Source organism: Paenibacillus solanacearum (assembly GCF_910593845.1).
Classification (GTDB): Bacteria; Bacillota; Bacilli; order Paenibacillales; family NBRC-103111; genus Paenibacillus_G; species Paenibacillus_G solanacearum.
This window is the reverse complement of sequence record NZ_CAJVAS010000010.1, coordinates 89,405-115,030: the sequence shown is the minus strand read 5'-3', so window position 1 is coordinate 115,030 and position 25,626 is coordinate 89,405. Positions and strand designations below refer to the sequence as shown.

The window sequence follows — 25,626 nt, the reverse complement described above, 5'->3', positions numbered from 1 at the left end:
TCGCGCCTTGAGAGAAGCACAATAGAAGCGCAATATTTTACCCTATTCTGCCAATTTCGTTCATTGTGCCGCGTGTAACCCCTTCCATATACTACAAGTATACCACACGGAGGCCACTGCAAAGCGGTAAACATCTTCCCTAATCGCTGCACAGCATTTCCGCGAACGAAGAAGGAGAACGCCGAAGATGATTTTCGACATGAACGATTTTGGGTTGCAGGCCGGCGGGGAACACGACGCGACTTTGGCTGTGTATGACGCCTTGAAGGCGTGCCGTCAGGCTGCTAAGCCGACATTGGTTTTCCCGGCCGGGACGTACCATTTTCATCCCGAGAAGGCGGTGGAACGGTATTACCATATAACGAACCACGATCAGGGGGCAACGAGCCGGACTGCATTTCCCTTGCTGGAGATGGAGGGGCTGACGATTGACGGGCAAGGCTCGCAATTTATGTTTCACGGCCGCATCATTCCTTTTGTGCTGGAGAAGGCGCGCGACATTACGCTGCGCAATTTCTCCGTTGATTGGGAGCGGCCGATGTTCGAGCAGGGAACGGTTGCGGAGACCGGAGCGCAGTCGTTCGTCGTCCGGCTTGGAGAAGGCGTGACGTACAAGGTAGAATCCGGCCGGTTGTATTTTACGTTCGGCGGCAGGGAGGAGCCGGTCTGGGGGCTGCACGATATCGACCCGCAGACGATGGCGCACGCGTATCAGAGCGGGGACCGGATTAGCTGGAGCTCGTTCAAGAAGCTGCGGATGGAGGAAGTCGGACCGGGCCTGATCCGGGTAGGCGGAGGCCCGAAGCATATGCCGCAGGCGGGAAATCTTATCGTCATGCGCATCGGCCGGCGCGAGCACCCGGGACTGTTCCTCCAGGATAGCGCGAATGTGCGGATCGAGAACGTGACGGTGCATCACGCGCCGGGCATGGGGCTCGTCGCGCAGCGCTGCGCCGATATCCGCCTGAGCCGGTTCGACGTCAAACGGAAGCCGGGTTCCGGCCGGGCGGTGACGGCGACGGCGGACGCGACCCACTTCACGAACTGCAAAGGCTCCATCGTGCTGGAGGACTGTCTGTTCGAGAATCAGCTGGACGACCCGCTCAACGTCCACGGCATTTACGCCCAAATTGCCGAGCGCCTGTCGGACCGTTCCATCCTCGTCCGGCTGATGCACGGCATGCAGAAGGGCGTCGTCATCGCCGAACAAGGCGAAGAGATGCAATTCATTCGCAGTGACAGCTTGATGTCCTACGCTTCGGCGGAAGTCGTAAGCGCGGATCGGCTCAACGCCGATTATACGGCGATCGTCTTCGACCGGCCGCTGCCGGAGACGATGCAGATCGGTGACGCCGTCGAGAACAAGACGTGGAATTCGGACCTTACGGTGCGCAGATGTACGGTCCGGGCGAACCGGGCGAGAGGCTTCCTGATTACGACGCCGGGAAACGTGCTGCTGGAGCATAACACGATCAGCGCTCCGGGGGCGGGAATCAAAATATCCGGCGATGCGAACCTGTGGTACGAGTCCGGGGCGGTGGGCGACGTGACCATCCGTCACAATCATTTCCTGGCTTGCAACTATTGCTTCCCGGACTGGGGGCAAGCCGTGATCGACATCGATCCGGAAATCGCCGAGCCGGAAGCGCATCCCGCAAGCTATCACCGGAACATCCGGATTGAACGGAACGTGTTCGAAACATTCGATATCGGCATTGTTTACGGCCATTCGATCGACGGCTTCGTGTTCCGCGACAATGTCATCAAGCGGACCTCGGATTACCCGATGCATAGGGGGATGACGCACGCCATCCAGCTCAAGGCGGTCCGCAACTGGCTCATATCCGGCAACGAATGCCCCGAGGATGCGCGTACGGCCCTGATCGGGGAAGAGAAGGTCGATATTTCGGTTCATCGTACAGCCAAGGTTTAATGAATGAATCATCATATCATGGAGGGATTCGCATGAGGTTGGTAACAAAGGGTCTGCTGCCGCTGCTGGCGATCGGAATCACGTCAATGATGCTGTCTGCCTGCGGCGGCTCGGGGACACCCGCGCCCGGCGCGCCTGAGGCTAATGCCGAAACGAAGCCGGAAGCGTCTGCTCCGGCCAAGGTGGTTGCCTATTCGTACTGGCAGGAATTTTCTGATGATTACTGGAATAAATTGTTGATCGAACCGGTGAAAAAGCGGTATCCTCATATTGATCTGGAAATCGTCAAGCCCGGTACGAACGGGACGAAGCGGCTGGAAGAAATGATCGTTGCCGGCGAAGTTCCCGATATCGTCATCAGTGACATCGGCACGGCCAAAGGCATCGGCGACCTCGGCTTCAACTATGACATGACACCGATGATCCAGAAATATAAACTCGACTTGAGCAAATATGATCAAAGCACGATCAATTACGTCAAGACGTTCAGCTCGACCGGCGGCATCATATCGCTTCCTTACTCGACCAATTTTATCGCTTTGTTTTATAACAAAGATATCTTCGATAAATTCGGCGTCCCGTATCCGAAAGACGGCATTACGTTCGATGAGGTACTGCAAAAGTCCAAGCTGCTGACCCGTTCCGATAACGGCACGCAATATATCGGCTTTGACCATAACAGCATTCACTTTTTGGCCGGGGGGATTACGCGGGATTATTTCGATCCGAAAACCGGCAAGGTGAACTTGTCTACCAAAGAGTGGCGAATGGCCTACGATTTGTTAACCCAGCTGATCGCCATCCCGAACAACCGTTTTCCGCAAGATAAAACGAAAATTACGCGATGGCATAACGAGGATTTTTACAAAACGCAGATCGTCGCCATGTCGGGCGTGCCCAACCTGATCTCTGCCGGTCTTCAAACGGTGCCCGACATGAACTGGGATATGACCTCCTACCCGGTGTTCAAGGAGTACCCGCGGACAGCGCAGGCCGCAGGCGGCTATTCTTTATTCATGAATCCGAACAGCAAAGTATTGGACGATGCGTTTAAAGTGGTCCTGACGGCGTTATCCGAGGAAACGCAGTTGAGGGTGTCGCGAAACGGCGCCGGTCCAGTGCTGCTGACCAAGGAAACGATGGATGCCTTTGCCGCGGATTTGCCTTACACGAAAGGGAAAAACGTAAAGGCCGCCTTCTACAACAAGCAGTATTGGCCGAAATACCCGACCATCTACGACGCAACCGCTCTGGGCATCGCCTACAACCGTTCGCTCGATCTGTATAACGGCAAAGACATCAACACGGTCATTCGCGAAACCGAGGAAGAAATTACGAAGAAAGTGGATGAAATGAAGCTCGGCACCAAGTAGGATTCGTCCAGCCGCAAGACTGAGGCAAGCGGCGGTCCCTATGCCATTCGCAGCATGCGCTGGGGCTGAGTACAGAAAGGGGCTTCTCAAGCGGTGTCCATTTTACCCTCGAATTTTAAAGACACTCCGGAGCGCAGGCGGACGGGGAGAACTATGCGGCTCGCCGGGTGGCTGCTGATGGCGGTGCTGGCTGCCGTGTTGTCGGCTTGTTCCGGTCTGCTGCTCCCAGGCGGGACCAAGCCGGCCGCCGGTTCCGCTCCGGTTGAGCTGCAACTGCTCTCGCTCACCGATTTTCACGGCTACTTGCAGCCGACCGCGGACAAGAACAACAGCCAGCTCGCTACGCCCGAAGGCCAGCTTCGGGTCGGCGGAGCGGCGTATGTCGCGGCGCATTTGAAGAAGCTTCGTGCCGAGCGGGGGCAGGGGCATTCGATGCTGCTGTCGGTTGGCGATAACTTCAGCGGCTGGCCGTTTGAAGTCGAGGCGTTCAAGAACGAGCCGACCGTCGAATTTTTGAACAACATCGGGGTCGAGGCGTCCGCAGCCGGCAACCACGAATTCGATATATCCGCCGACTTTTTGACCCGGCATATGATGAAGGGAGAGTGCTTCGGCACGGCGGATACGGACAGCTGCTTCAAGAACTCCGCGGGCAAACCGTTCGGCGGCGCTTCCTTCGAATACCTCAGCGCGAATATCAGCGATGCCCGTACGAACGGGCTTGTGCTGAAGCCGTATATCGTCAAGAACGTGTCTGACGGACGCGGAGGAACGATTCCGGTCGGCATCATCGGCCTAACCGAAGCTGCCGCCTTGACGAAGGAGCCTTTGTCCATTCAGATGGGCGTGCTTGCGGCGGATGCCGCTCCCGAGCTGAAGGCGGGCATGCCGTCGGACCCTGCGGCGAGAGCGCTGGTGGAACCGGCAAACCGCTACGCCAAGGAGCTGCAGGATCAAGGGATACAAACGATTATCGTCCTGATGCACGAAGGCGCGAAGCAGAGCGGGCCCTATAACGGCTGTCTGAATCCGACCGGCCCGGCGATCGACTTCGCCAAGTATGCGTCGCCCGCCATCGACGTCATTCTGACGGGGCATTGGCACGAGGCGTTCAACTGTTCGATTAACGATCCGGCGGGCAATCCGCGGCCTGTCATGGAGGGCGGCTTTCACGGCAAGCTGATTACCGAAGTGAATTTGAAGATCGACCCGGCGACCAAGGACGTCATTCGCGGAGTCACCGAGGCGAATAACCGTCCGGTCACGCGGGACATTGCACCGGATCCGGAGGTGGCAAGCCTCGTCTCCTACTGGGTCCAGCGCGCGAAGCAGCAATGGGCGGAGCCGCTGGCCAGTCTGACCGGCGACTTGTCCCGGACACGCAATGCGGCAGGCGAAAGCGCGCTGTCCGACGTCATCGCCGACGCGTTCTACGCTTCCGGTCAGGCGGATCCTTCCAGCCCGGCCGAATTGGCCATGATGTCCGGCGACCCGAAGCGGGATTTGACTTATGCCAAAGGCCAAAATCCGGCGGACCGCGATGGAGTCATTACGTTCGGGGAGCTGTATGAGAGTTACGGCACGCAAATATCGCAAGTCAACGTCAGTTTTACGGGCGAGCAGCTCATTCGCATTCTGGAGGAGCAGTGGAAGAAGAAGCCCGACGGGACGGAGGCGTTCAGCCCGCTTAACGTCTCGCACAATGTCCGTTATGTGTACGACCGGACGAAGCCGATCGGACAGCGCATCGATCCGGCGCAGCTGTTCATTAACGATAAGCCGGTCGATCCGAAGAAGTCGTATCGGGTTGCAACCACCGGTCTGCTGGTTGTCTCCGGCGCCGCCACGTATCCGTCATTTGCAGGCTATACCGGCGCAAAGCGAATCGCGGCTTGGCCGGTTGCCGATTACTTGAAACAGCAGCGAGCCGTGAACGTGCCCGAGCTGAACCGGGTTCGTTCGCTCCAACCGTAAAGCCGCAGCACAAAATGAGCCCTGACGTGTGTCAGGGCTCATTTTGCTGTGAAGCGGGGCTATGCTGCCGTATCCCGGGCTTCCGGCCGCCGCCAAAGGCTCAGGACGCTTTGAGCAGTCCGTCTTTCGGCTGCTCCGGCGGGGGCTCGGGCTTTTTCGGCTGGCCTTTGTCGTGCAGCACGACCGACCGGGGCGGTTCGCGAAGCTCCATACTGCCGTAATACCAGATCATCAATTCCGCGCAGACCAGGATGAACAATACTTTTTTAATATTGATTTTCACGCCAAGCACCTCCTGCGGAAAATGAACCATGCAAGACGCTGCGGACTTCCTAACTCTCGGAAGTCGCATTCAGCGTACGCCGGTAGAGCGTCAGGCGTACCCAAATCATATTCAGAAACAGCATGACCGCCGCCACCATAAAAATGCCGCGGATGCCGATCCAGCCGGAAAGCGCGCCGCCGATCACCGGACCGAGCATGTTGCCCAGGCTGAGCGAGCTCGTGTTGAACGCATACGAACGGCTTTCCATCCCGTTTGGCGTATACTGCCGGATCAGCGTCTGCACCGACGGCAGCAGTCCGCCCATGAAGATGCCCAGCATGAAGCGGGCGGCGAACAGCTGCCATATGTTCGTGACGAGCGCCTGCGGGATGAAGGCAAGCCCTGCGCCGATCAGCGCGATGGCAAGCACCTTGACCGAGCCGATCCGGTCGCCGATTTTGCCGAGCAGCGGCGAGGCGATCATATTGGAGAAGCCCGTAATCGACCCGACAAGCCCGGCGTAAAAGGCCAGCAGTTCGCCGCTGCCGTGCAGCTCCTGCACGAACAGCGGGATCAGCGGCATCGAGCTGAGAATCGAGAACTGGATCACGAACGTTACGGAATACAGCGCCGGCAGCTCCTGGATTTTGCTTAATTCTTTGAGTCCGACCCAAATCGACTGTTTCGGCTGTCGTTTCGCCTGCGCCGAATCGAACGACTCCTTCACGAGGAATGTCGCCAGCAGCGAAGCGGCGAACAACAGCCCGCCCGTGATGTAGAAGATCGGCCGAAATCCGATCCATTCAGCCAGCAATCCGCCGAACAGCGGGCCGAGAATCGTGCCGGCCACCCCGCCGGACTGCAGCGTTCCCATCGCCATCCCCATCTTCTCCCGGGGCGTATTGGTCGACAGCAGTGAAACCGCCGCCGGTACGAAGCCGGAGATGACGCCGTTGAGCATGCGCAGCAGCAGCAAATGCCACGGCGTGAGCGCGAAACCCATCAGCGTCATGACGATAGCCATTCCGAAGCCGGAACGCAGCAGCATGACCTTGCGGCCGTACCGGTCGGCGAGGCCGCCCCAAATCGGTTGAAAGATAAACGAGGTGACAAAGTTGCCGGCAAAGATGATGCCGGCCCACATGGCGACTGCATGCGCATCGTGAATGCCCATTTCCTGAATATAAAGGGGCAGGAACGGAACGATCATCGTCATGCCGCCCATGACGAGAAAGTTGCCGAACCATAGGACGGTCAGATTGATTTTCCAGTTTGCCAAAACGGTATCCCTCTTTCTGAATGCTGCAAATGACTCGTGCGTTAGCGTCGGTTTACCATTCGCGGGTAATGCTTCCTTTGTATTATAGCACAATTCGGCGCGCTCATCGCATGGCTTGGCAGCGGCAGCCAATCATCGGGATCGCAGTGGTCTCGTTCCGGCATAGGGGGCGCTGGGGCGTCCCGCGGGTGTGGATAACCTTACATTAGCTTAGCGCCCGATCCGGGTGAGAAGCAGAGCATTATTGCACCCGTCCGCTGCGCATCTCGTAGCGGAACCGGTCGAGCTCGGGCATGCCCGCCTGCTCGGCAATTCTGATCACGCGCTCGACATCGTACGGCACGCGCACGAGTCGGACGGAGAACGGAGCCGGCCGGGTCTCGTGCATGATGCCTTCCACAATGGCATAGCTGGCTTGCGCCAGTCCGTCATAGGGAGCGCCCACGCTGCCCGCATTAAACAGCATCAGTCCTTGCCGTTCTTGCGATTCGAGCATGCGCACGAAAGGGACATGGATGTCTCCGTAGCCGACGACATCGGGGGCAAGTCCCGCGATACCGTCGAAATCGCCCGTCAGCTCCGTGTTGGCGAACAAGGCCAGCTGTTCTTCAATGCCCGCATCGCAGTGTACCCGGCGATAGACGCTGTGGGCGGAGGCATGCAGCATCCGGATACGCCGGCCGCTCATCGTCAGCTCCGCGCAGAACAGCAGCTGCGTCAAGTAGTTCAGCCGGTTTGCGCCAAGCTGCTGCAGCTGCCATTTGCCCGCTTCGAGCACTTGGGGGTTGCCGATGCCGAGGTCCCAGTTGCCGAGCACCGTCGTTTCGCAAAGCTCGCGAATCCGGTCGACCGCTTCCGCCGGCTGGGGGCCTTTGCCGACAAGGTCGCCGAGACAGATGATGCGCCGGATCCCCCGGCTATGTATGTCATTTGCGACCGCTTCAAGGGCGGGAATATTTCCGTGAATGTCGGAGATGATGGCAATGTTGTCCACGAATACATTCCTCCAGGATGGTGGTAATCGATTCCAGTTTGTTGTGCCCATTATACCACACCTCGGGAACCCGCTGACACGCTGAATCTCGGAAACGGCGAACAGCCTTATGCGAAGATGGCTCCAGCGCGCATGATTCAATGGAAAAAGCAATGCCGGATCGCGCCAAATGTCCGAATGCCGGATGCGCCATCTTCATTTCCTACCGATCGGTATGCGCGCTTACCGATTATTATTGGAACTTTGGCCCATGACCTCGGCCGGAACATTTGGTATAATGGACCAATGAGAACATGTGCGCTCGTTTTGGAACAGGCAGCCGCGAAAAGGAGTAGGTTACCATTACATCGCGTTCTGAGAAACATAAAAAGCATAAGGAAACGAAATTTAAAAAAACGCTGTTGCTCAAAATCGGCGTACTGACCGCGCTGACGATCGGTTCGTTCGCATACCTCGTTCATTGGCTTGATCAGCCGTCCCAGCCGGGACCGGGGCAAGTTGCCGCGGAGTCGCCGGGCGTATCCGGCAAGCCGATTGGCGGCGAATCGAAGCCGCCCGCGGGCACGGCGCCGAATGACAAGCCGCCTGCGGATTCCTCCGGCGGAGCGGCCGTGCCGCCGGCTCCGGAAGAACGCGTGAATCTTGCGTTTATCGGCGATGTGATGTTTGCCGATAAGGTAAGCGATTTGATCCGCGAGAAAGGCAAGGAATATCCGTTCAAATACGTCAAATCGTATCTGGAACAAGCCGATATTGCGGTGGCGAATCTCGAAACGCCGATCACGCAGCGGGGGGCGGCGCAGACGAAGGAATACGTGTACCGCTCCAGTCCGGACATGCTGCCGGAAATGAAGAAGGCCGGGATCGATTTGGTGAATTTGGCCAATAATCATAGCATGGATTACGGGCAGGAAGGGCTTGTCGATACGCTCGATTATTTGGATCTGCAGGACATCCTGCGCGTCGGCGCAGGCCGCAATACTGAAGAAGCGTATCGTCCGGTCATCATGAACCATCAGGGTATGAAGATTGCCTTTCTCGGCTTCAGCCGGGTCATTCCAGAGACGAGCTGGTATGTAGGCAAATCGAAGCCGGGGCTGGCGGAGACGTACAGCACCAAGCTTCCGCTTGAAGCGATCGCCAAGGCCAGGGAGCAGGCCGATCTGGTCGTCGTGATCGCGCATTGGGGGGAGGAGCGGAACGACTTGCAGGTGAAGCATCAGACCGACCTGGCGCATCTGTATATCGACAACGGCGCCGATCTTGTCATCGCGAGCCACCCGCACGTGCTGCAGGGCTTCGAGCAGTATAAAGGCAAATGGATCGCCTACAGTCTAGGCAATTTTATTTTCACGACCAACAATAATCCGATGACTTGGGAAAGCATGATCTTGCAAGCATCCTGTACGAAAGCGCGCGCCTGCGAATTAAGCATGGTGCCGATCATTACGAAATGGGCTCAGCCGATCCAAATGCCGGAGGAAGACGGCTGGAAGCTGTTCGAACGGTTGACGGGAATATCGGTCAATGCGAAAATCGATAAGGAAGGGAAAATAACGCTCGGTCCGGTCCGGACGCCCAAGTCTTCCATCGTCAAGCCGCAGGATAGTACGCAGAAGCCAGCGGATACCGGCAAGACTTCGGATTCCGCCAAGACACCCGCATCGACGTCGACGCAATCGTCCGGCGCCTCAGGCAGCAGCGGCGCTAAGCAAGGAGAGACGAAGACGGGAACGGGAACCGCGAAGCCCGGCGATACGAAACAAGGCGAGGCGAAGCCCTCCGATCCGAAGCAGAGCGGGACCAAAACGCCCGATCCGAAGTCATCGGGCGCGAAACAGAGCGATCCGAAGCAATCGGAGACCAAGCAGGGCGACACGAAGCAAGGCGCCGGTTCGAAGCAGACCGAGACGAAGAAATCCGGCACACCGCCGCCGGAATCGAAGACGGCAGGGCCCGAACAAACCAACATGAGATAAAAGGATGAGTGACGAAGATGAGCGATACGATTCGCAATATTTATTGCGTCGGCCGCAATTATGGCTTGCATGCGGCGGAGCTGGGAAATGACGTGCCGGAGGAGCCGATGATCTTCACGAAGCCGACGCATGCGCTCGCAGCGATCGATGGAGGCGAAATCGCGCTGCCGGACAGCCGCGGGGAAGTGCACTTCGAGGCGGAGCTCGTGCTGCGCATCGGACGAGACTACGAGCCCGGGCTTACAGTGAACGAACTGGTGGACGGTATGGCGCTCGGCATCGATTTCACGCTTCGCGACGTGCAGTCCGTGCTCAAGAAGAAGGGTCACCCTTGGCTCCCAGCCAAAGGCTTCCGTAATTCGGCCGCGCTCACGCCGTTCCATTCGTTTCCGGGATTCGAGGAAGTGAAGCAGGTGGAATATACGCTCGTGAAGAACGGGATGGAAGTGCAGCGGGGAAACCTGAACGACATGATCTTCGATTTCCAGACGGTCATCGATTATATAGCGCGGCATTACGGGCTGGGCGCGGGCGATATTATTTATACCGGCACGCCGGCAGGCGTGGCCGCGGTGAAGGACGGGGACCGCTACATCTTGTACTGGGGAACGGAAGCGTTCGGCGCGTTTACCGCGCGGCTTGGCGAATAAGCGCGAAACGAAATAACCGAGAGAAAATGGACGACACAAAGGCTGCCTAGGGTAGCCTTTGTTGCGCTTTGTTCTCCATAATCCATTGGCAAAGGGGAAGGAACGGATGTTCGACATTGGGATCGGTCTGGCCGGCAGTGCGGCCATCGCCGGAGCGGCATACGCGAAGCGGTCGCTTTCCGCATCGGGCTTTGCCGCTGCCGTCGTGCTCGGGACGCTGATGTATGCCGCGGGTAGCGCCGCCTGGTTCGGCACGCTGATTGCATTCTTTATATCGTCGACGCTGCTGTCGAAGTGGAAAGGCCGCAAGAAAGCGGCCGCCGAGCGCGGCTACGCCAAGTCGGGGCGGCGCGATGCCGGGCAAGTGGCGGCGAACGGCGGGCTTGGCCTGCTGCTGTGCCTCGGCCACGCGCTGGCGCCGCACCCGGCGTGGTGGGCCGCCTTCATCGGCGTGATGGCGACGGTCAACGCCGATACGTGGGCGACCGAGGTCGGCGGCCTCAGCCGCACGACGCCGCGCTCGATTGTGAGCGGCCGCCAAGTTCCCGCGGGCACCTCGGGTGGCATCACGCCGCTTGGGCTGGCCGCTTCGGCGGCCGGCGGGCTGTTCATCGGCGTTGCCGGATGGCTGCTGCTGACGCTCGCCGGCGGGCCGGAAGCGAATTACGGCGGCGCTTCTTCCGCCCTCGGTCTGGCGCTGATGGGCGTTGCCGGCGGCCTGCTCGGTTCCTTGGCCGATTCCTGGCTCGGCGCCGTCCTGCAAACGATGTACCGCTGTCCGGTCTGCGGCAAAGAAATCGAAAAAAACCGCCACTGCGACGCAGCGGCGGTGCGGATTCGCGGGGCATCGTGGATGAGCAACGATGCCGTCAATGCGATCAGTTCCGCTATCGGCGGGCTGATCGGCTGGCTTCTTCTGGTATGGCTGCGCTAATCGTCCTTGCGGGAATACGCCTTGTTCGTGACGTAGATCGCCATGGCCGAAATGATGAGCGCAATAATAATGCTGACGATAATAATGGCGGTAACCATGATGCGAAAGGCCTCCATCCGGGTTCATTCTTGTGCCCATTGTACCGTACGGAGGCGAAAATGCCAAGCTTTACGGCCTTTTCGGCTCCCAAGGCGGCAGCGTCAAGGTGCCGATCTCGCGCAAGTCGGTCAAATCGTTTGCTTTGATCATGCCTTGCGACGAAGTATACAGCGTATCGCCGATATACAGCAGCCGCTCGATATTTTTATCGCTGCCGTACCAGGAGCGGCCTGCCTTTTGGATGTCGCTGTCGGACAGATGCGTAATTTTGCCCCGCAGTTGGAACCCTTTCGTCAGGTCGAGCTGATATACATAAGCACCCTGGAACGTAAACTCCCCGTAACGGCTAGCCTCCTTGGCCGATCCGGCCGCGTCGGAAGGCGTGCGCACTTCCGCGACGCGAACCGGGAAGGCGAGCAAGTTTTTCTCCTTGGAGAACAGCAGCGCCTTGTGATTGCGCAGCAGCTCCGAGTCCGTGCCCCGATCGCCGATCGCCTCTTTGAACAGCTCCTTCGGATTCGCCACATCGGTCACGTCGAACATCGCCAGCTTCATGCCCTGATAATAGGCGGTCGTATCGGCGCCCGGAATGCCGCTCTTGTTCGGGACTTCCACCGTATCTTTGCCGAAGCCGATGATATGATTTTCGTCATACGGGTGCAGGTAGTCGCTGTAGCCCGGTATTTTCAGTTGTCCGAGAATGCTCGGGCCAGCCGGGTCTTTCAGGTCGATGACGAACAGCGGGTCCACTTTTTTAAATGTTACCATATAGGCGCGGTTTCCGGCGTAACGGACTGAATATATGCGTTCCCCCGGCGCAATGTTTTCGATTTTGCCTGTGATGTTCATCGTATCGTTCAATACGTATATATTGTTCTTGGACGTATATTCATCGTTGCGCCACATTTCGCCGCTCGTGGTGGCGATGCGGAAGTAGCCGTTCGATTCGTCCATCGAAAATTGATTGAGCGGCTGGCCGGGCACCTTGCCCCGGCCGGAGTACTGGACCAGGCCGTTATTCATGGCGAACTTGTAGACGACACTGCTCGAGTCCATCGGAGCCGGTCTTGGGAGCAGCCGCTTCACCGCAGGCTCGCCTGCTTGATCTGCCGACGGCTCGGCCGGTTCCGCCGGTTGAGCGGCAGGTTCATACTCATTCACCGTAACATACAGGTTGTTCTGCGACGCATAGACGTACTGCCCGGAGCCAAGGTAGCTGGTGACCTGCATTTTTTGATCCGGCTGGCTCACGCTTAAACCGCCGACGAGCAAGTAATTCGGCTCAACCGATTTGGGAAAATAGCGGATATCCTCGAATCCGATTTGAATAAAAGCGTCGCCTGCGGCGGAATCGCGGTACGACGGCGTCTCGATGGCTGCCGGCTCGGCCGCGGAGGTGCCGTTCAGCGGCATGACCCGGTAGTTGATGCCTTTGTTCGCCACGATATACAGCGAATCGCCGACCTTGCGGGAGGAGATGTAGCTGCCCTCCAATTCCGCTTCGCGGACCGGCTTCAGATTCGTTCGGTCGCCGAGCTCGTATACGATTGCTTTGGTCGCCGAACGGCCGCGCGGTACAGGCCAGATGGCGATTTTGCTGCTGACCGCCATGTCGGAGCCCGATCTTGAGACCGCAGGAGCAGGCTGTACCGATCCGCTTGGGTCCGGATAGTACGTATTGCCGATGACAATCAGCTGGTTGTCGTCCACATAAATTTCCCGCGGATTGAAGTTCGGGTCGGACCAGTATACCGTGCTTACGACGCTCATGCTTTCCGCCGGATACGCCTTGGTGACGAGGACGCGGTTGCGGTTCACCTGATAAATGTACGTACCGTCCGTCTTGATGACGTCGGCTTCATCAACGCCTTCCACCTGCACATTCGTACCGGAGTAGGAAGGACTGCCGCCTCCAGCTGCGGCGGAACCGGAGGCCGAGGAAGCGGCTGACGCAGGAACCGCCGCGGACGCTTCCGATTTTGCCGCCGCGGAATCCATCGTCACCATCGTTTTGGCCATCAGACGATACGAGCCGGCGGCGGGCGAATCCTTCAGCAATTGCTGCATTCGTTCGAGCGAACCGACGGTCGGCAAGCTTTTGTCCGCGTCCACAATCGAGACGGTCTCATTCAGTCCGTCCCAATACACGTTGAAATCGAACGATTCGCTGAAGAAGCGGAGCGGGACGAGCAGCGATTCGTCATTAAGCAGAGGGCTTTCCTCCAGCTGGACGGCGGCGCTGCCGCGAATCGCCTCTTTGCTTCCGGCAGTCAAGCGTATTATGCGATCTCCTTTCGCAGCGGTCACCGTCTGCTGTGCTTCGTCCCACGCAATCGTGACGCCGAGCGATTCGGAAATGTCGCGGAGCGGGATCATGAGCGTACTGCCGACCAGACGCGGAGCGACGGCCAGCCGGACAGGGCTGCCGTTGAGCTGTACTGCGATGCCCCCTTCAGTGCTGGCTGCTTTGGACGGCTGCACGGGCGCGGCCGAAGTCAGAAGGGTCATCGCAAGCAGCGTTGCGACAAGCGTACTTTTTTTCACCTGAAACTCCCCCCATAGGATACATTTACCTTTCTGACGCAGGATGGAGTCAAGATGTTTCACCTGAGATAACGGTTGTCCCCGTTTTTTTGCACAAAAAAAGACCGAAGCGGCGAATGGCCGGCCTCGGTCGCTCGTTATTTTGCCAATTCTTCCATTTGTCCGAGCAAATCCTTGAAGACGCTCATCGCTTGCTTGATTGGCTCTGGCGTGGACATATCGACACCCGCGCGCTTCAGAATATTAATCGAGTAGTCGCTGCCTCCGCTCTTCAGGAAACCAAGGTAGCGGTCGACTGCCGGTGCGCCTTCGTCCAAAATTTGCTTGGCGAAGCTGGTCGCCGCCGAGAAGCCGGTTGCGTATTTGTACACGTAGAAGCTGTTGTAGAAGTGGGGGATGCGCGCCCATTCCATCTCGATGTCCTGATCGACGATCATGTCTTTACCGTAATACAGCACGTTCAGGTCGTAGTACACTTTGCTGAGCAGCTGCGGCGTAAGCGACTCGCCTTGCTCCGCTTTCTCGTGAATGATTTTTTCGAATTCCGCGAACATCGTCTGGCGGAATACGGTCGTACGGAATTGATCCATGTAATAGGTGAGGAGATACATTTTCTCCTTCGGATCGGTCGTCCGCTTCAGCAAGTAATCCATCAGCAGCGCTTCATTGAGCGTGGAAGCCACTTCCGCCAGGAAAATGGTGTACTGCGCATAGCGGTAAGGCTGATTTTCGTCGGACAAGTACGAATGTAGCGCGTGGCCCATCTCATGCGCCAGCGTGAACATGCTGTTCAGGTTGTCCTTATGATTGAGCAGTACGTAAGGATGCGTGCCGTACGCTCCCCAACTGTAGGCTCCGTTGCGTTTGCCTTCGTTCTCGTAAATGTCGATCCAGCTGTTGTCGAAGCCTCGCTGCAGCACGTTCAAGTAGTCCTGCCCAAGCGGCTTCAAGCTCTCCTTCACCGTCTGCTTCGCTTGGTCGTATGTAATGTCCATATCGAACTCTTCGACCAGCGGCGCGAACAAGTCGTACATATGAAGCTCGTTGACCTTCAGCAGCTTTTTGCGGAGCTCCATGTACCGGTACATGAGCGGCAGCGCTTCGTGGACGGCATCGATCAGGTTCGTGTACACTTCCTTGTCGATGTTATCGCCGAACAGCGACATTTCCAGAACGGAAGGGTATTTGCGCGCCTTCGCATAAAAAATGTTTTTGGTCACATTAGCCGACAGCGTCGAGGCGATCGTATTTTTCTGCTTCGCGTACGTCGCGTACATCGTTTCGAACGCCTGCTTGCGGACGCTTTGGTTGCGGCTTTCGAGAAATTGAATGTAGCGACCGTGCGTCAGCTCGACTTCTTCGCCTTTCTCGTTCTTTACTTTCGGAAATTTGAGATCGGCGTTGTTCAGCATGCCGAAGATCGTGCTCGGCGCTTGCGACATATTGCCGACCTGCGCCATCAGCGCTTCCTCCGCTTTGCTGAGTACATGCTGCTTCTGGCGGATCATTTCCTCCAGCGTCCGTTTGTAGGACGAGAGCTCCGGCGTTTTTACGAGCTTCTGCAGCTGCTCGTCGGACAGGCTCAATATTTCCGGGGAGATGAACGAAGTCGCTTCGCCCGTCTGGACGCTCAGTTTGGTCGCTTTATCCGATAAAGCCTGGTATGTAGGGTCCGCCATGTCTTCATGATGCTTCATGTTGGCGTATACGTATAAACGTTCCGTTTTCTGCGAGATTTGATCCTCCAGATCGAAGCATTCCTTAATGGCGGAAGCGTCGCTTAATTTCCCTTGGAAACGGGCGACTTCCTTCAGCTCGCTCTGAACCTCTTGGAATTCCTTGTTCCAGGCTTCCTGGTTCTTGAACATGTCTTCCAGATTCCAGCGATGCTCTGCGGGAACCTCGCTTCGTTTCAGTACTTGATTCATGGGAGCCCTCCTTGACAAATGATTTGGTTTCGCCATGCCGTCCGCCCGGATCGCGGGAGCAACAAGCGTGCCGGAAAGCAGCATCGCGGTTAACCATATGGGGATCAGTCGCATCGCCGCTCACGCTCCATAGATAAGATGTCCATCAGGAAAGCTTTGTATAGTATGGGCGGAGCGCGGCTCAAATATTAGTATATGGAATTTGCAGGAAGAAGTCTAATGACTCAGGCTCTACATCGGAGCGGCCAAAAAGCTGTATACGATCAGCGCGAACGAGAACGCCACCATCACGAGTGCCAGCAGCGCCAGCGGACGCTTCACCCCGGAAGGCAGGCTGTCTTTCTTCATGATCAGTATGAGCGCCAGCGAAAAAGAAACGATCAAAAACGTAATAATCGACGCGGCATTATTCATCCATTGTCACCTCTGGTCCCAGTATGGTTACGATATGTTCATTCTACACTATGTTCGCCAAGCAAAGGCGATTTCCTCCAGCCGCTGCCGCGTGTTTCTTAGGCGGAAGGGCAAACTAGGGTGGACACAGACTATGGTAGACAAGAAAAGGAGAGATTGTTTTCATGAGCGATACAGCCACTTTATCTCCCCCTGCGAGGCCGCAAGACCCGGTCAATGCGGGGCAGCCGCTCCCCCTGGCGCAGCGGACGGCAGCGCAGTTTATTGTCGAGCAGCTTCGTCTCTGGAAGGTGGAACGCATCTATGGCGTGATCGGCGACGCCAATTTAAGTTTATTGGATGAGCTGGGCAAACAGAACGCGATCCGCTATGTTCCGTGTCGGCACGAGGGCGGGGCTGCCTTGATGGCTTCCGCGGAAGCGAAGCTGACGGGGCGGCTTGCGGTATGCCTTGCCACCAGCGGTCCCGGGATCGCGAATATGCTGAACGGGCTGGCGGACGCTGCGCAGGACCGAAGCCCGGTATTCGTGCTCGCGGGACAAGTGGACACGTCGAAGTACGGCACGCGGGCGAAGCAGTATATCGACCAGCAAAAGCTGTGTGCCGCCGTCAGCGGCCGTTCCGAGCTGCTGGCCCATCCGGAGGCGCTGCCGCAGCTGATGGAGCAACTGCTCGTTCATTCGGCTGCGCAAGGACAGGTGACGCTCTTGTCCGTCCCGAAGGATCTGTACGCAAGTCTGGTAGCGGGGGAGCCTGCGCCATACGGCAGCCACCTCTATCAGCCGTTATACGCTGCGGATACAGAGACCGAGGAGCTCGCACAGCTGCTCAGTGCGGCGCAGCGTCCGGTGCTGCTTATCGGCCGGGGCGTGGCTTCGGTGCGGGAGCAGGTGAGGGCCGCAGCCGAGCAGTTGAACGCCGCGGTCGTGACGACGCTGCCGGCACGGCCGCTGTTCCCGAACGACCATGAGCTGTATGCCGGCGGGCTGGGGCAAGCGGGGAGCGAAGCGTCCAGCGTGCTGCTTGCCGAGGCCGATGTGATCGTCATGCTCGGCGCCACCTGGTGGCCGGAAGACTATGTCCCAGTACAGGCACGGATCGTGCAGGTCGATAAAAACCGCGAGGCGCTCGGCATCGGGCATCCGCTGCACAAAGGGATTGTCGGCGACTTGTCGCAGATCATGCCCAAGCTGAGCGAACGGCTGAACGCTGCCTCTAGCCAGGACCGCAGCCCGTGGCTGGCGCGGATCAAAGAAACGACCGCCAAGTGGAAGCGGCAGATCGAGACGGAGGCCTCCGGCGACGGGACGCCGATCCCGCCGCAGCGCATTATGAAGCTGATTGCAGAGCAGGCTTCGGACGACGCCGTGATCGCTATTGACACCGGCGACGTGACCTTATGGTTCAATCGCATCTTCCAGGCGAAACCGTCCCAGGACATCCTGGTCTCCGGCCGTTGGCGGACGCTTGGCTTCGCACTGCCGGCGGCTATCGCGGCGCAGCTCGCTTATCCGAACCGGCAGGTGATCGCGATCGCCGGGGACGGCGGGGCCGTGCAGACGATGATGGAATTCCAGACGGCGGTCGAACAGCAGCTGCCGATCGTATGGATTGTATGCAACAACGGCGCCTATGCGATGGAGAAGCATCGGATGGAAGCGGCGGGAATGAGTACGCTGGGCAGCGTCATCCGCAATCCCGATTTCGCATTGATGGCTCAAGCCTGCGGCGGCACGGGCATGAAGGCAGCGACGGTGGATGAACTCGCGCAGCAACTGCAGCAAGCGCTTGGCTCTCGCAAGCCGGTGCTCATCGAAGCAGCGACAGCCTGCATTCCGGTACCGCATACGAAGATATGACATAAAATAAAGCGGATCGGCCGGCAAGGCCGAGGGCTTCCCGATCGCTGCTTCCGATCGTTCCCCGGCTTTGCGGCCGATCCGCTATTTCATTTGCGATATCAGGTTAACTGTTCGTTTCCAGCTTCACAAGGACGAGGCGTCCTTTCTCGTCACGGCTTACCCGGAAATTATCGTCGGGCTGAATATTCGCTTCCGTCTCCAGCTCGTGCGGGATGGTCAGCTGCCCCCGCTCGTTCACCGAGATCAAGAAGCCGAGCATTTTTTTCCACAAGCCTGCGAGCAGCACTCCGACGACAACGACTGCGACAATGACCCATTTCAGAATGACGTTTTCTTCAAAAAATACTTTGACGTACAGATCGCCAGTGATCATTTTTGCGGCCGTAAACGCCAGCACCGCCGAACCGATATAGATGATCCAAGGGTATTTCTCCACCCACTTGATGAAGAGCGTGCTTCCCCACACCATGATCGGCACGCTGATCAACAAGCCGATGACGACGAGAAGGAAATCGCCGTGCGCCGCTCCCGCGACCGCCATAACGTTATCGAAGCCCATCACCGCATCGGCGATAATGATCGTCCGGATCGCCGGCCATAGCTGAGGTCTTGCTTCAATGGCGTGGTCTTTCTTATCAACGAGCAGCTTGTAGGCGATCCAGATGAGGATGAATCCGCCAATCAGCAGCAGCGCCGGGAGTCCCAGCAGCCATACGACGGCGAGCGTCGCAGCCGCGCGAATGACGACGGCGCCCACCGTCCCCCAGATGATAGCGCGTTTTTGATGCGTCTTCGGAAGATTGCGGGCGGCAAGTCCGATGACAATCGCATTGTCACCTGCCAGCACAAGGTCGATCAGAATGATGCTGAGCAATGCGGCAAAAAATTCAGCGGACAAAAGTTCCATGCTGAGCCACTCCTTTTTTCGTAATTTACACAAAAATGACCTCTACCATACGGTAAAGGTCATTTCATACGCAGAAAAAGACCTTTACCATTATAGGCAAAGGTCTTGCTAACAACGTTTCGTTGCCAATAAAGCCGGGGCTCTGATAGGAACCCGAACTGACGACTTTACTGTAACAGCTACTCCCCTTTGGAGGACATCCTTATGTAATTGCCCTTATTATAACGAATGGACAAGGCGAGAGTCAAGCCTAGATTTTGCTTCTGTCTAGTTTTTGCTTCTTGCAGACTCAACCGGCTGCATTCGCGTTATACTTGCCTGAACGCTTCCATGATCCGCTCGTACTCTTCTTCGCCGTCTTCGAACGACGCCTTGGAGAACCGCTCGTTCACCCAATGCATCATTTCCGGTCGGCTTAAAAACGTACGGCAGTCTTCGCCCCATTGATCGGATATTTCGCGCAAAATGAGCTGCTTGCCGTTGACTTCGACGGTGAGCATGTTCCATTTGTCCTTCTTGTATATAATATGTTTTTTGATCATGATATTCGCAGGCTCCGTTTCGTGAATTATGATAGTCCATGCGCGAAATGATACCGCAACGGGAGCGGAAATGCAAGAAGCCTGGCTCATAGGCTCATAGCTGATAGGATATGTTATCGAACGTTTTCACGAGAAAGCGGACGAAACTATAACTGAAATAATAAATGAAAGGAAGCTATTGCCAACCGGGCGACCGCAGTGCTACAATGTGCGATAAGCTCCAGCACCAAGGCCGGAGGGCAGGTGGGGGCTTATCGCAAGACGCAGTAATTATAATTAGCCGAGCAGAGGAGAGCTGAGAAGAGATGAGTGAACAGCAACAGCCAAAGTATGAACAGACGGGTGTGGCCATGACATGCCGGTCATATGAAGAGTACGTGCGAATGTTTGCGCTGGAGTCGGAGCTGGCGCCGCGAGGTCCGGTATTGGACGTTTCCGGCGGGGCGTCGTCATTTGCTGCGGTATTATCCGGACAAGGAATACAGGTCTCGGCGGCCGATCCGCTCTATGTGATGCCGCCTGAGAGTATATATGCGCACGGTGTGCGCGAGATTGAGGTTTCGACAGAGAAGCTGTCAAGGCTGGAGCGGCAGTTCGACTGGAGCTTTTACGGCAGCCTGACGCAGCACCGCGCTATGCGGGAGCAAGCGCTTGAACGTTTCATCGCCGATTACCGGAGCGACACGGAGAAAGTCAAGTACGTTGACGCCGGACTGCCGAATCTGCCTTTCCAGGACGATACGTTCGGCCTGGTGCTTTGCAGCCATTTCCTGTTTTTGTACCACGAACAGTTCGATTATGAGTTTCATGAGAAAGCGGTCTTTGAGCTGCTCCGAGTGTGCAGGCCGGGCGGCCAAGTGCGGATGTACCCGATCTATACGCTCGGCTGGGATCGTTACCCGCACATGGAGCGGCTCGTCCACGAGCTTCGCAAGCGCGGCGCGCAGGTGGAATTCGTCCCGTCGGAGCTGCCCTTCATTCCAGGATCTTCTGAGCTTTTATGCGTCTTTAAGCACACTTCGGAGCGCTGACGCATATTTTTAAGCGAGTTGATTTATCCTTATAACGGTGATATAATTTACACATTCGCCCATGATGGCGATACATCTAGGAGGTTGTTTTCATTGAAAGGTACAGTAAAATGGTTTAACGCAGAAAAAGGCTACGGCTTCATTCAAGTAGAAGGCGGCGACGACGTATTCGTTCACTTCTCTGCTATCCAAGGCGACGGCTTCAAAACGTTGGAAGAAGGCCAATCGGTTGAATTCGAAATCGTTCAAGGCAACCGCGGACCACAAGCAGCTAACGTTCACAAACTGTAAGATTGAAAACTAACTAAACCAACCGGTCCGTTTCGGACAATGGTTGAATCGATATAAGTTTTTTCAAGAAATCAAAACGATCTACTTCTTGAACTTCGCTTCTTGATTTCGTAAGAAAACTTACCGCATTCAGTGCGGTCGCTCGTTGGAGTTACATCGATCAGATAGTTTTCTTTTCTTGCTTCTTATCTTGCGACAAGCAAACGAAAACCGTTTTCGAATGTTTACATTCGAAAACGGTTTTTTTAATTTTCTTCTGGTTATGCGGAAAAACAGGCATGGGAGATGGAGCCTCGCGTGCCGAGGGAGGTTCATATTATTTGCGGAAAGTATTGACAACATTTATGAGAATGATTATTATTTTCAAATGAATAATGATAATCATTCTCAACTGTTGGCAGGGATGATGACAGCGAAGTTTCTTGCCGCAAGCGAGTCAGGGGGAACGTAAGATGAGGTTGAAGAAGAGCAAGCCGATGTTCATCGTTTTATGTCTTATTTTTTTGTTTTTGACGACCGCTTGCGGCACGTCGAGCCCAGCGTCGAAGGAAGCCGGGCAGCCGGCCGCGAATACGGGCGCTCAAGAAGCTTCCGGGGCAAGGACGATCAAGCACGCACTCGGGACGACCGAGCTGAAGGGAACAGCGAAGCGCGTCGTTGCGCTGGAATGGTCGTATGTTGAGCATTTACTGGCGGTCGGGGTACAACCTGTCGGCGTAGCGGACATTAAAGGGTACAAAACATGGGTCAATATCTCTCCGCAGCTCGACGCTAGCGTCGTAGATGTAGGCGCGCGTACGGAACCGAGCCTGGAGGCGATTGCCGCCTTGAAGCCCGATTTGATCGTTGCGCCGGATTTCCGGATCAAAGCGAGCTACGAAATGCTGAGTAAAATCGCCCCGACCGTTGCCTTCAATCCATATCCTGCGGAAGGAGAGGGCAACCAGTTCGAGGCGATGGAAAAAACGTTTCTAGCTGTCGCGGAAATGGTGGGCAAAAAGGCGGAAGGCGATAAAGTAATGAGCGATCTGCAAAAAACGTTCGACGATGCGAAAGCCAAGCTGAAAGCCAAAGGCAAGGAAGGCGCGGAGATCGCGGTCACGCAGGCGTATTCCCAGCAAAATGCCGCCGTGCTGCGCATGTTCACCGACAACTCGATGCTGATTCAAATCCTGAACAAGATCGGGCTTAAAAATTCGTTCAAGTCGGCGAAATTCGAACCGAACGGCTTCTCTACGACGAGTGTCGAAGCGCTGCCGGCTGTGCAGAACGCCAACTTCATGTATATTGTGCAGGATAACGACAACATTTTCGAAAAGCAGCTGAAAGATAATGCGGTGTGGAACGGATTGACGTTCGTGAAAGAAAAACGCACCTATAAATTTCCGGGCAATACGTGGACATTCGGCGGTCCGTTATCGGCCAAATCGATCGTCGATCTTGCGACCGGCGCGCTGGCGAAATGACGAATCTGGCCGTGAACAGCGCTGCGGGCGCTGCCCGGTCCATCGGCTGGAGAATACCGCTCCTGTTCGGGGGAGGCGTGGTCATACTCGCCTTCCTCCTCTTGATCAGCTTGATGTATGGGGAGGCGGATATTACGCCAGGGCAGGTGATCGGGGCGCTGACCCATCCGCAGGATAGCGCGGCGCATCAGATGATCCGCGGTATTCGTCTTCCGCGGGCGGTAATGGGCCTGCTGGCCGGCGCAGCGCTGGCCGTTTGCGGCGCGCTGCTGCAGACCGTTACGCGCAATCCGCTCGCATCCGCTTCCACCTTTGGTTTGAACGCCGGTGCGTACTTTGTCATTATGGCTGCCGCCGTATTCGTTCCTGCGCTGAAAGCTAACGCGCCGCTGCTGCTCGGATTGGCAGGAGCGCTGGGCGCAGCGGCGATGACGTATTGGATCGCCGGAGGCAAGCGAAGCACGCCGGTACGGATGGCTGTGGCCGGGATGATCGTCGGCTTGGTGCTGTCCGCCTTTACGAGTGCGCTTCAGCTCCTGTTCGAGACGCAAGCGTCGCAGCTGCTTGCCTGGGGGGCCGGCTCGCTGATCCAGAACGACTGGAGCGGCGTGCAGTATGCATGGCCGTGGATAGCGGGCGCTCTTCTCTACGCGATGGTGTTCGCCCGCGCGTTCGACCTGTTGGAGCTCGGCGAGGAAACGGCCCGCTCGCTCGGTCAGAAGGTCGAGCTGGCCCGGTTCTCCGGCATGGCGGCCGCTGTGCTGCTGGCCGGCGTCACGGTCAGCGTCGTCGGCCCGATCGGATTCGTCGGGCTGATCGCGCCGCACCTGATGCGGCTGCTCGGCCTGCGCCGCCATGCGATTCTTCTGCCGGCCAGTGCCCTATGGGGCGGCATCATTCTTGTCGGCGCGGACACGGTCGCCCGTATGTTTCGCAGTTCGGTCGGCGAACTGCCGGCGGGAGCGGTGACGGCGGCGATCGGCGCGCCGTGGCTCATATGGCTCGTCATCAAGACGATGAAAGGGCGGCAGTCGCAGGAAGGCGGGACGTCCATGAGCGTTGGGGCCATCGGACGGCGATTGCCGTATCCCGCGCTCGTCATCGGCCTGCTGGTGCTTCTGATCGTCTTGATGACCGGCGGACTCATGGCCGGAACGCTGCGTCTGTCTGCTGCCGACATCGGGCAGGTGCTGCTCGGAGGGGGCGAGCCGTTTGCGCGGAACGTCGTCATGGATTTGCGCTTGCCGCGCATCCTGGTCGCAGCATTTGCCGGGGCGGCGCTCGCGATTGCCGGCTCGATGATGCAGGGAGCGCTGCGTAATCCGCTGGCCGATCCTTCCGTCCTGGGGGTGACGTCGGGAGCGGGCTGCGGGGCGCTGGCCGTCCTCGTGCTATGGCCGCAAGCGCCGGCCATGATGCTTCCGCTAGGCGCGATTGCCGGTGCCGCCGGGGCGGCGGTATGCGTGTATGCCTTTACATGGCGCAAGGGCTTTCACCCCGCCGCACTCATTCTGGTCGGGATCGGCGTATCGGCGATCGGCACGGCAGGCATTCAGTTTTTCGTGATCAAGTCCGGCATCGCTGCGGCGCCTGCCCTCGCTTGGCTGGCTGGCAGCACATACGCGCGCGGCTATGCGGAATGGCTGCGGCTCGCCGTCGTGACCGTCATCCTCGCGCCTGTGGCTTGGGGGCTGGGACGTAAAATCGACCTGTTAGCCTTCGGAGACCAAGTATCGCTTGGTCTCGGGTTGAAGCTTCAGCGCACGCGGCTCATTGCCACGGCCATCGGCGTCGCCTTGGCCGCGACCGCAGCCTCCAGCGTCGGCTCGATCGGATTCATCGGCCTGCTCGCGCCGCACGCGGTCCGGCTGATGATCGGCCACCATCACCGAAGGTCGGTCGTCCTCTCCGCGCTGCTCGGCGCCGTCCTGCTGGTCGCGGCAGATTTTATCGGCAAAACGGTCATGGCGCCAAAAGAAATTCCCGCAGGCATTATCGTTGCGTTGCTGGGGACGCCATATTTGCTGATGCTGATGTATCGCAGCGCGGTCCGCAAGTAAAGGCAGGTGACTGCGGCGTTCGATTGACCGAAGTCCGCTATAGAGCGGGGAAGCCCCGGAAAAGCGGCGGCAAAGGGGATCGGCGCGTCGACGGTGGGAGAAGCGATACGGCAGAGGGCAGCGACCCACGGCCCGCACGAAGCGCTTAGGAGCGGCAGAAGAATGAACTGCCGATGTGCATAGAAAAAGGATGGAACCAGAGTGGCCGAGGCCGCAATAGGTTCCATCCTTTTTATCATGACAAGCTTCAGGTCACGATCCGCAAAATATCGTCCACTTCCTTGCGTGCAAGGCGGGCCGGACGTTCGGAAGGGTATCCGAGGGCAATGACCATATTGATCTGGCATTCCGGACGAATATCCAGGTAAGCGCGCAACTGCTCCTGCGCCAGCAGGACCGGGCCGGTCATCGGGCAAGTCGCAAGGCCGCGGGCATGGGCGGCGAGCATCAAATTTTGCGCGGCGAGACAGCTGCTCTTAATGCCTTCCTCGGCCCATACCGCGTCGTCCACCAGCTGCACGGGATCGAAGATGCGCTCCCGGAATTTGGAGTTATACGGCGTGGCCAGGCAGACGATCAGCACGGGCGCTTCCGAGAATGCGGTAGCATAGGGGCCGAACGATCTGGTCAGCATCCGGGCTTCCTTCGAAAGGCCGCGCTCTTCCGCTTCGGCGGCTCTCTTGTGCAGCTGCTCCCACGTCAATTTTTCGATTTCTTTGATCATGTCGCGGTTTTTCACCGCGATGAATTCCCAGGTTTGCGAGTTCGTATCGCTTGGCGCGTAACGGGCGCAGTCCACGATCTCGCGGATATCTTCATTTGAAACGTCTTGTTCCGTATATTTTCGGACGCTTCGGCGGTCCAGCACGATCGATTTGAATTCTTCGTAAGAAGCGGGCAATGTATTGTTCATTCTGGATCATCCTCTCCACGGTGTACCCGTTAATCTTAGTACTTGGTACTAAGAACTATCCCTCATTATAACGCGCTTTGCCACGTATAACAACAGGACAGCCGAAAATGCGTCGCACATAACAAGCGGTCGGTAAGCCAAACTTGATCGTGCTTGCCGGAATATACCGCTTGCCTTGTGAACGCAGT

Annotated in this window: 20 protein-coding genes; 11 read left to right on the top strand and 9 right to left on the bottom strand. The window is 57.4% G+C overall.

Translation table 11 applies throughout. From position 1 onward, the window contains the following. Positions 1-187 precede the first annotated feature (187 nt). The 3 genes from KXG62_RS13515 to KXG62_RS13505 all read left to right on the top strand — a co-directional run bounded on the left by KXG62_RS13515 (position 188) and on the right by KXG62_RS13505 (position 5,280). The gene (locus tag KXG62_RS13515) at positions 188-1,933 is read left to right on the top strand and encodes an alpha-1,3-galactosidase-related protein (RefSeq protein ID WP_218092502.1); all 1,746 of its coding nucleotides are present in this window, start codon (positions 188-190) and stop codon (positions 1,931-1,933) included. A 32-nt stretch (positions 1,934-1,965) separates the two neighbouring features. Beyond that, entirely contained in the window at positions 1,966-3,306 is a 1,341-nt protein-coding gene (locus KXG62_RS13510) for an ABC transporter substrate-binding protein (protein ID WP_218092501.1), read from the top strand. Positions 3,307-3,399: 93 nt separating this feature from the next. Next, positions 3,400-5,280 (top strand): bifunctional metallophosphatase/5'-nucleotidase, encoded by a 1,881-nt coding sequence (locus tag KXG62_RS13505; RefSeq protein WP_218092500.1) that lies wholly within the window; start codon positions 3,400-3,402, stop codon positions 5,278-5,280. A gap of 100 nt (positions 5,281-5,380) precedes the next feature. Here the strand turns inward: KXG62_RS13505 and KXG62_RS13500 are convergent, their stop codons facing one another. The 3 genes from KXG62_RS13500 to KXG62_RS13490 all read right to left on the bottom strand — a co-directional run bounded on the left by KXG62_RS13500 (position 5,381) and on the right by KXG62_RS13490 (position 7,818). Further along, on the bottom strand, positions 5,381-5,563 hold the full coding sequence (locus KXG62_RS13500) for a hypothetical protein (RefSeq protein WP_218092499.1): 183 nt from the start codon (positions 5,561-5,563) through the stop codon (positions 5,381-5,383). Between the two features lie 49 nt (positions 5,564-5,612). Further along, positions 5,613-6,824, bottom strand: a complete 1,212-nt coding sequence (locus KXG62_RS13495) for an MFS transporter (protein ID WP_218092498.1) — start codon at positions 6,822-6,824, stop codon at positions 5,613-5,615. 241 nt (positions 6,825-7,065) lie between these two features. Beyond that, entirely contained in the window at positions 7,066-7,818 is a 753-nt protein-coding gene (locus KXG62_RS13490) for a metallophosphoesterase family protein (protein ID WP_218092497.1), read from the bottom strand. Positions 7,819-8,219: 401 nt separating this feature from the next. On the opposite strand from KXG62_RS13490, the gene KXG62_RS13485 reads away from it, so the two are divergent. The 3 genes from KXG62_RS13485 to KXG62_RS13475 all read left to right on the top strand — a co-directional run bounded on the left by KXG62_RS13485 (position 8,220) and on the right by KXG62_RS13475 (position 11,381). Further along, the gene (locus KXG62_RS13485) at positions 8,220-9,797 is read left to right on the top strand and encodes a CapA family protein (RefSeq protein ID WP_246627435.1); all 1,578 of its coding nucleotides are present in this window, start codon (positions 8,220-8,222) and stop codon (positions 9,795-9,797) included. 17 nt (positions 9,798-9,814) lie between these two features. Continuing rightward, positions 9,815-10,447, top strand: a complete 633-nt coding sequence (locus tag KXG62_RS13480) for a fumarylacetoacetate hydrolase family protein (RefSeq protein ID WP_218092496.1) — start codon at positions 9,815-9,817, stop codon at positions 10,445-10,447. Positions 10,448-10,553: 106 nt separating this feature from the next. Continuing rightward, the gene (locus KXG62_RS13475) at positions 10,554-11,381 is read left to right on the top strand and encodes a DUF92 domain-containing protein (RefSeq protein WP_218092495.1); all 828 of its coding nucleotides are present in this window, start codon (positions 10,554-10,556) and stop codon (positions 11,379-11,381) included. A 168-nt stretch (positions 11,382-11,549) separates the two neighbouring features. On the opposite strand, the gene KXG62_RS13470 is transcribed toward KXG62_RS13475, so the two are convergent. The 3 genes from KXG62_RS13470 to KXG62_RS13460 form a co-directional block, all read right to left on the bottom strand. Then, entirely contained in the window at positions 11,550-14,024 is a 2,475-nt protein-coding gene (locus KXG62_RS13470; protein WP_246627434.1) for a beta-propeller domain-containing protein, read from the bottom strand. A 137-nt stretch (positions 14,025-14,161) separates the two neighbouring features. Beyond that, positions 14,162-15,952, bottom strand: coding sequence for an oligoendopeptidase F (pepF, locus tag KXG62_RS13465; RefSeq protein ID WP_218092494.1), 1,791 nt, complete (start codon positions 15,950-15,952; stop codon positions 14,162-14,164). Between the two features lie 231 nt (positions 15,953-16,183). Next, positions 16,184-16,366, bottom strand: coding sequence for a hypothetical protein (locus KXG62_RS13460; RefSeq protein ID WP_218092493.1), 183 nt, complete (start codon positions 16,364-16,366; stop codon positions 16,184-16,186). A 164-nt stretch (positions 16,367-16,530) separates the two neighbouring features. On the opposite strand from KXG62_RS13460, the gene KXG62_RS13455 reads away from it, so the two are divergent. Next, the gene (locus KXG62_RS13455; RefSeq protein ID WP_218092492.1) at positions 16,531-18,225 is read left to right on the top strand and encodes a thiamine pyrophosphate-binding protein; all 1,695 of its coding nucleotides are present in this window, start codon (positions 16,531-16,533) and stop codon (positions 18,223-18,225) included. A gap of 106 nt (positions 18,226-18,331) precedes the next feature. On the opposite strand, the gene KXG62_RS13450 is transcribed toward KXG62_RS13455, so the two are convergent. After that, positions 18,332-19,135, bottom strand: a complete 804-nt coding sequence (locus tag KXG62_RS13450) for a TerC family protein (protein ID WP_218092491.1) — start codon at positions 19,133-19,135, stop codon at positions 18,332-18,334. A 308-nt stretch (positions 19,136-19,443) separates the two neighbouring features. Beyond that, on the bottom strand, positions 19,444-19,677 hold the full coding sequence (locus KXG62_RS13445; protein WP_218092490.1) for a hypothetical protein: 234 nt from the start codon (positions 19,675-19,677) through the stop codon (positions 19,444-19,446). A 305-nt stretch (positions 19,678-19,982) separates the two neighbouring features. On the opposite strand from KXG62_RS13445, the gene KXG62_RS13440 reads away from it, so the two are divergent. The 4 genes from KXG62_RS13440 to KXG62_RS13425 all read left to right on the top strand — a co-directional run bounded on the left by KXG62_RS13440 (position 19,983) and on the right by KXG62_RS13425 (position 24,525). Continuing rightward, positions 19,983-20,708, top strand: a complete 726-nt coding sequence (locus tag KXG62_RS13440) for a class I SAM-dependent methyltransferase (RefSeq protein ID WP_218092489.1) — start codon at positions 19,983-19,985, stop codon at positions 20,706-20,708. A gap of 93 nt (positions 20,709-20,801) precedes the next feature. Beyond that, positions 20,802-20,999, top strand: a complete 198-nt coding sequence (locus KXG62_RS13435; RefSeq protein WP_036680064.1) for a cold-shock protein — start codon at positions 20,802-20,804, stop codon at positions 20,997-20,999. Between the two features lie 452 nt (positions 21,000-21,451). Continuing rightward, a complete protein-coding gene (locus tag KXG62_RS13430; protein ID WP_218092488.1) occupies positions 21,452-22,465 on the top strand; it encodes an ABC transporter substrate-binding protein in 1,014 nt (337 codons plus the stop codon). Then, entirely contained in the window at positions 22,462-24,525 is a 2,064-nt protein-coding gene (locus KXG62_RS13425; protein ID WP_246627433.1) for an iron ABC transporter permease, read from the top strand. Before KXG62_RS13430 ends, KXG62_RS13425 begins: the two co-directional genes overlap by 4 nt. 247 nt (positions 24,526-24,772) lie before the next feature. On the opposite strand, the gene KXG62_RS13420 is transcribed toward KXG62_RS13425, so the two are convergent. Next, on the bottom strand, positions 24,773-25,438 hold the full coding sequence (locus KXG62_RS13420; protein ID WP_218092487.1) for a nitroreductase family protein: 666 nt from the start codon (positions 25,436-25,438) through the stop codon (positions 24,773-24,775). Between the last annotated feature and the right edge of the window lie 188 nt (positions 25,439-25,626).

Bases quoted from the DNA above. Each gene is read 5' to 3' on its own strand.
- KXG62_RS13515 (WP_218092502.1), top strand. From the start codon at position 188: ATGATTTTCGACATGAACGATTTTGGGTTGCAGGCCGGCGGGGAACAC.
- KXG62_RS13510 (WP_218092501.1), top strand. From the start codon at position 1,966: ATGAGGTTGGTAACAAAGGGTCTGCTGCCGCTGCTGGCGATCGGAATC.
- KXG62_RS13480 (WP_218092496.1), top strand. From the start codon at position 9,815: ATGAGCGATACGATTCGCAATATTTATTGCGTCGGCCGCAATTATGGC.
- KXG62_RS13475 (WP_218092495.1), top strand. From the start codon at position 10,554: ATGTTCGACATTGGGATCGGTCTGGCCGGCAGTGCGGCCATCGCCGGA.
- pepF (WP_218092494.1), bottom strand. From the start codon at position 15,952: ATGAATCAAGTACTGAAACGAAGCGAGGTTCCCGCAGAGCATCGCTGG.
- KXG62_RS13460 (WP_218092493.1), bottom strand. From the start codon at position 16,366: ATGAATAATGCCGCGTCGATTATTACGTTTTTGATCGTTTCTTTTTCG.
- KXG62_RS13455 (WP_218092492.1), top strand. From the start codon at position 16,531: ATGAGCGATACAGCCACTTTATCTCCCCCTGCGAGGCCGCAAGACCCG.
- KXG62_RS13450 (WP_218092491.1), bottom strand. From the start codon at position 19,135: ATGGAACTTTTGTCCGCTGAATTTTTTGCCGCATTGCTCAGCATCATT.
- KXG62_RS13445 (WP_218092490.1), bottom strand. From the start codon at position 19,677: ATGATCAAAAAACATATTATATACAAGAAGGACAAATGGAACATGCTC.
- KXG62_RS13440 (WP_218092489.1), top strand. From the start codon at position 19,983: ATGAGTGAACAGCAACAGCCAAAGTATGAACAGACGGGTGTGGCCATG.
- KXG62_RS13430 (WP_218092488.1), top strand. From the start codon at position 21,452: ATGAGGTTGAAGAAGAGCAAGCCGATGTTCATCGTTTTATGTCTTATT.
- KXG62_RS13425 (WP_246627433.1), top strand. From the start codon at position 22,462: ATGACGAATCTGGCCGTGAACAGCGCTGCGGGCGCTGCCCGGTCCATC.
- KXG62_RS13420 (WP_218092487.1), bottom strand. From the start codon at position 25,438: ATGAACAATACATTGCCCGCTTCTTACGAAGAATTCAAATCGATCGTG.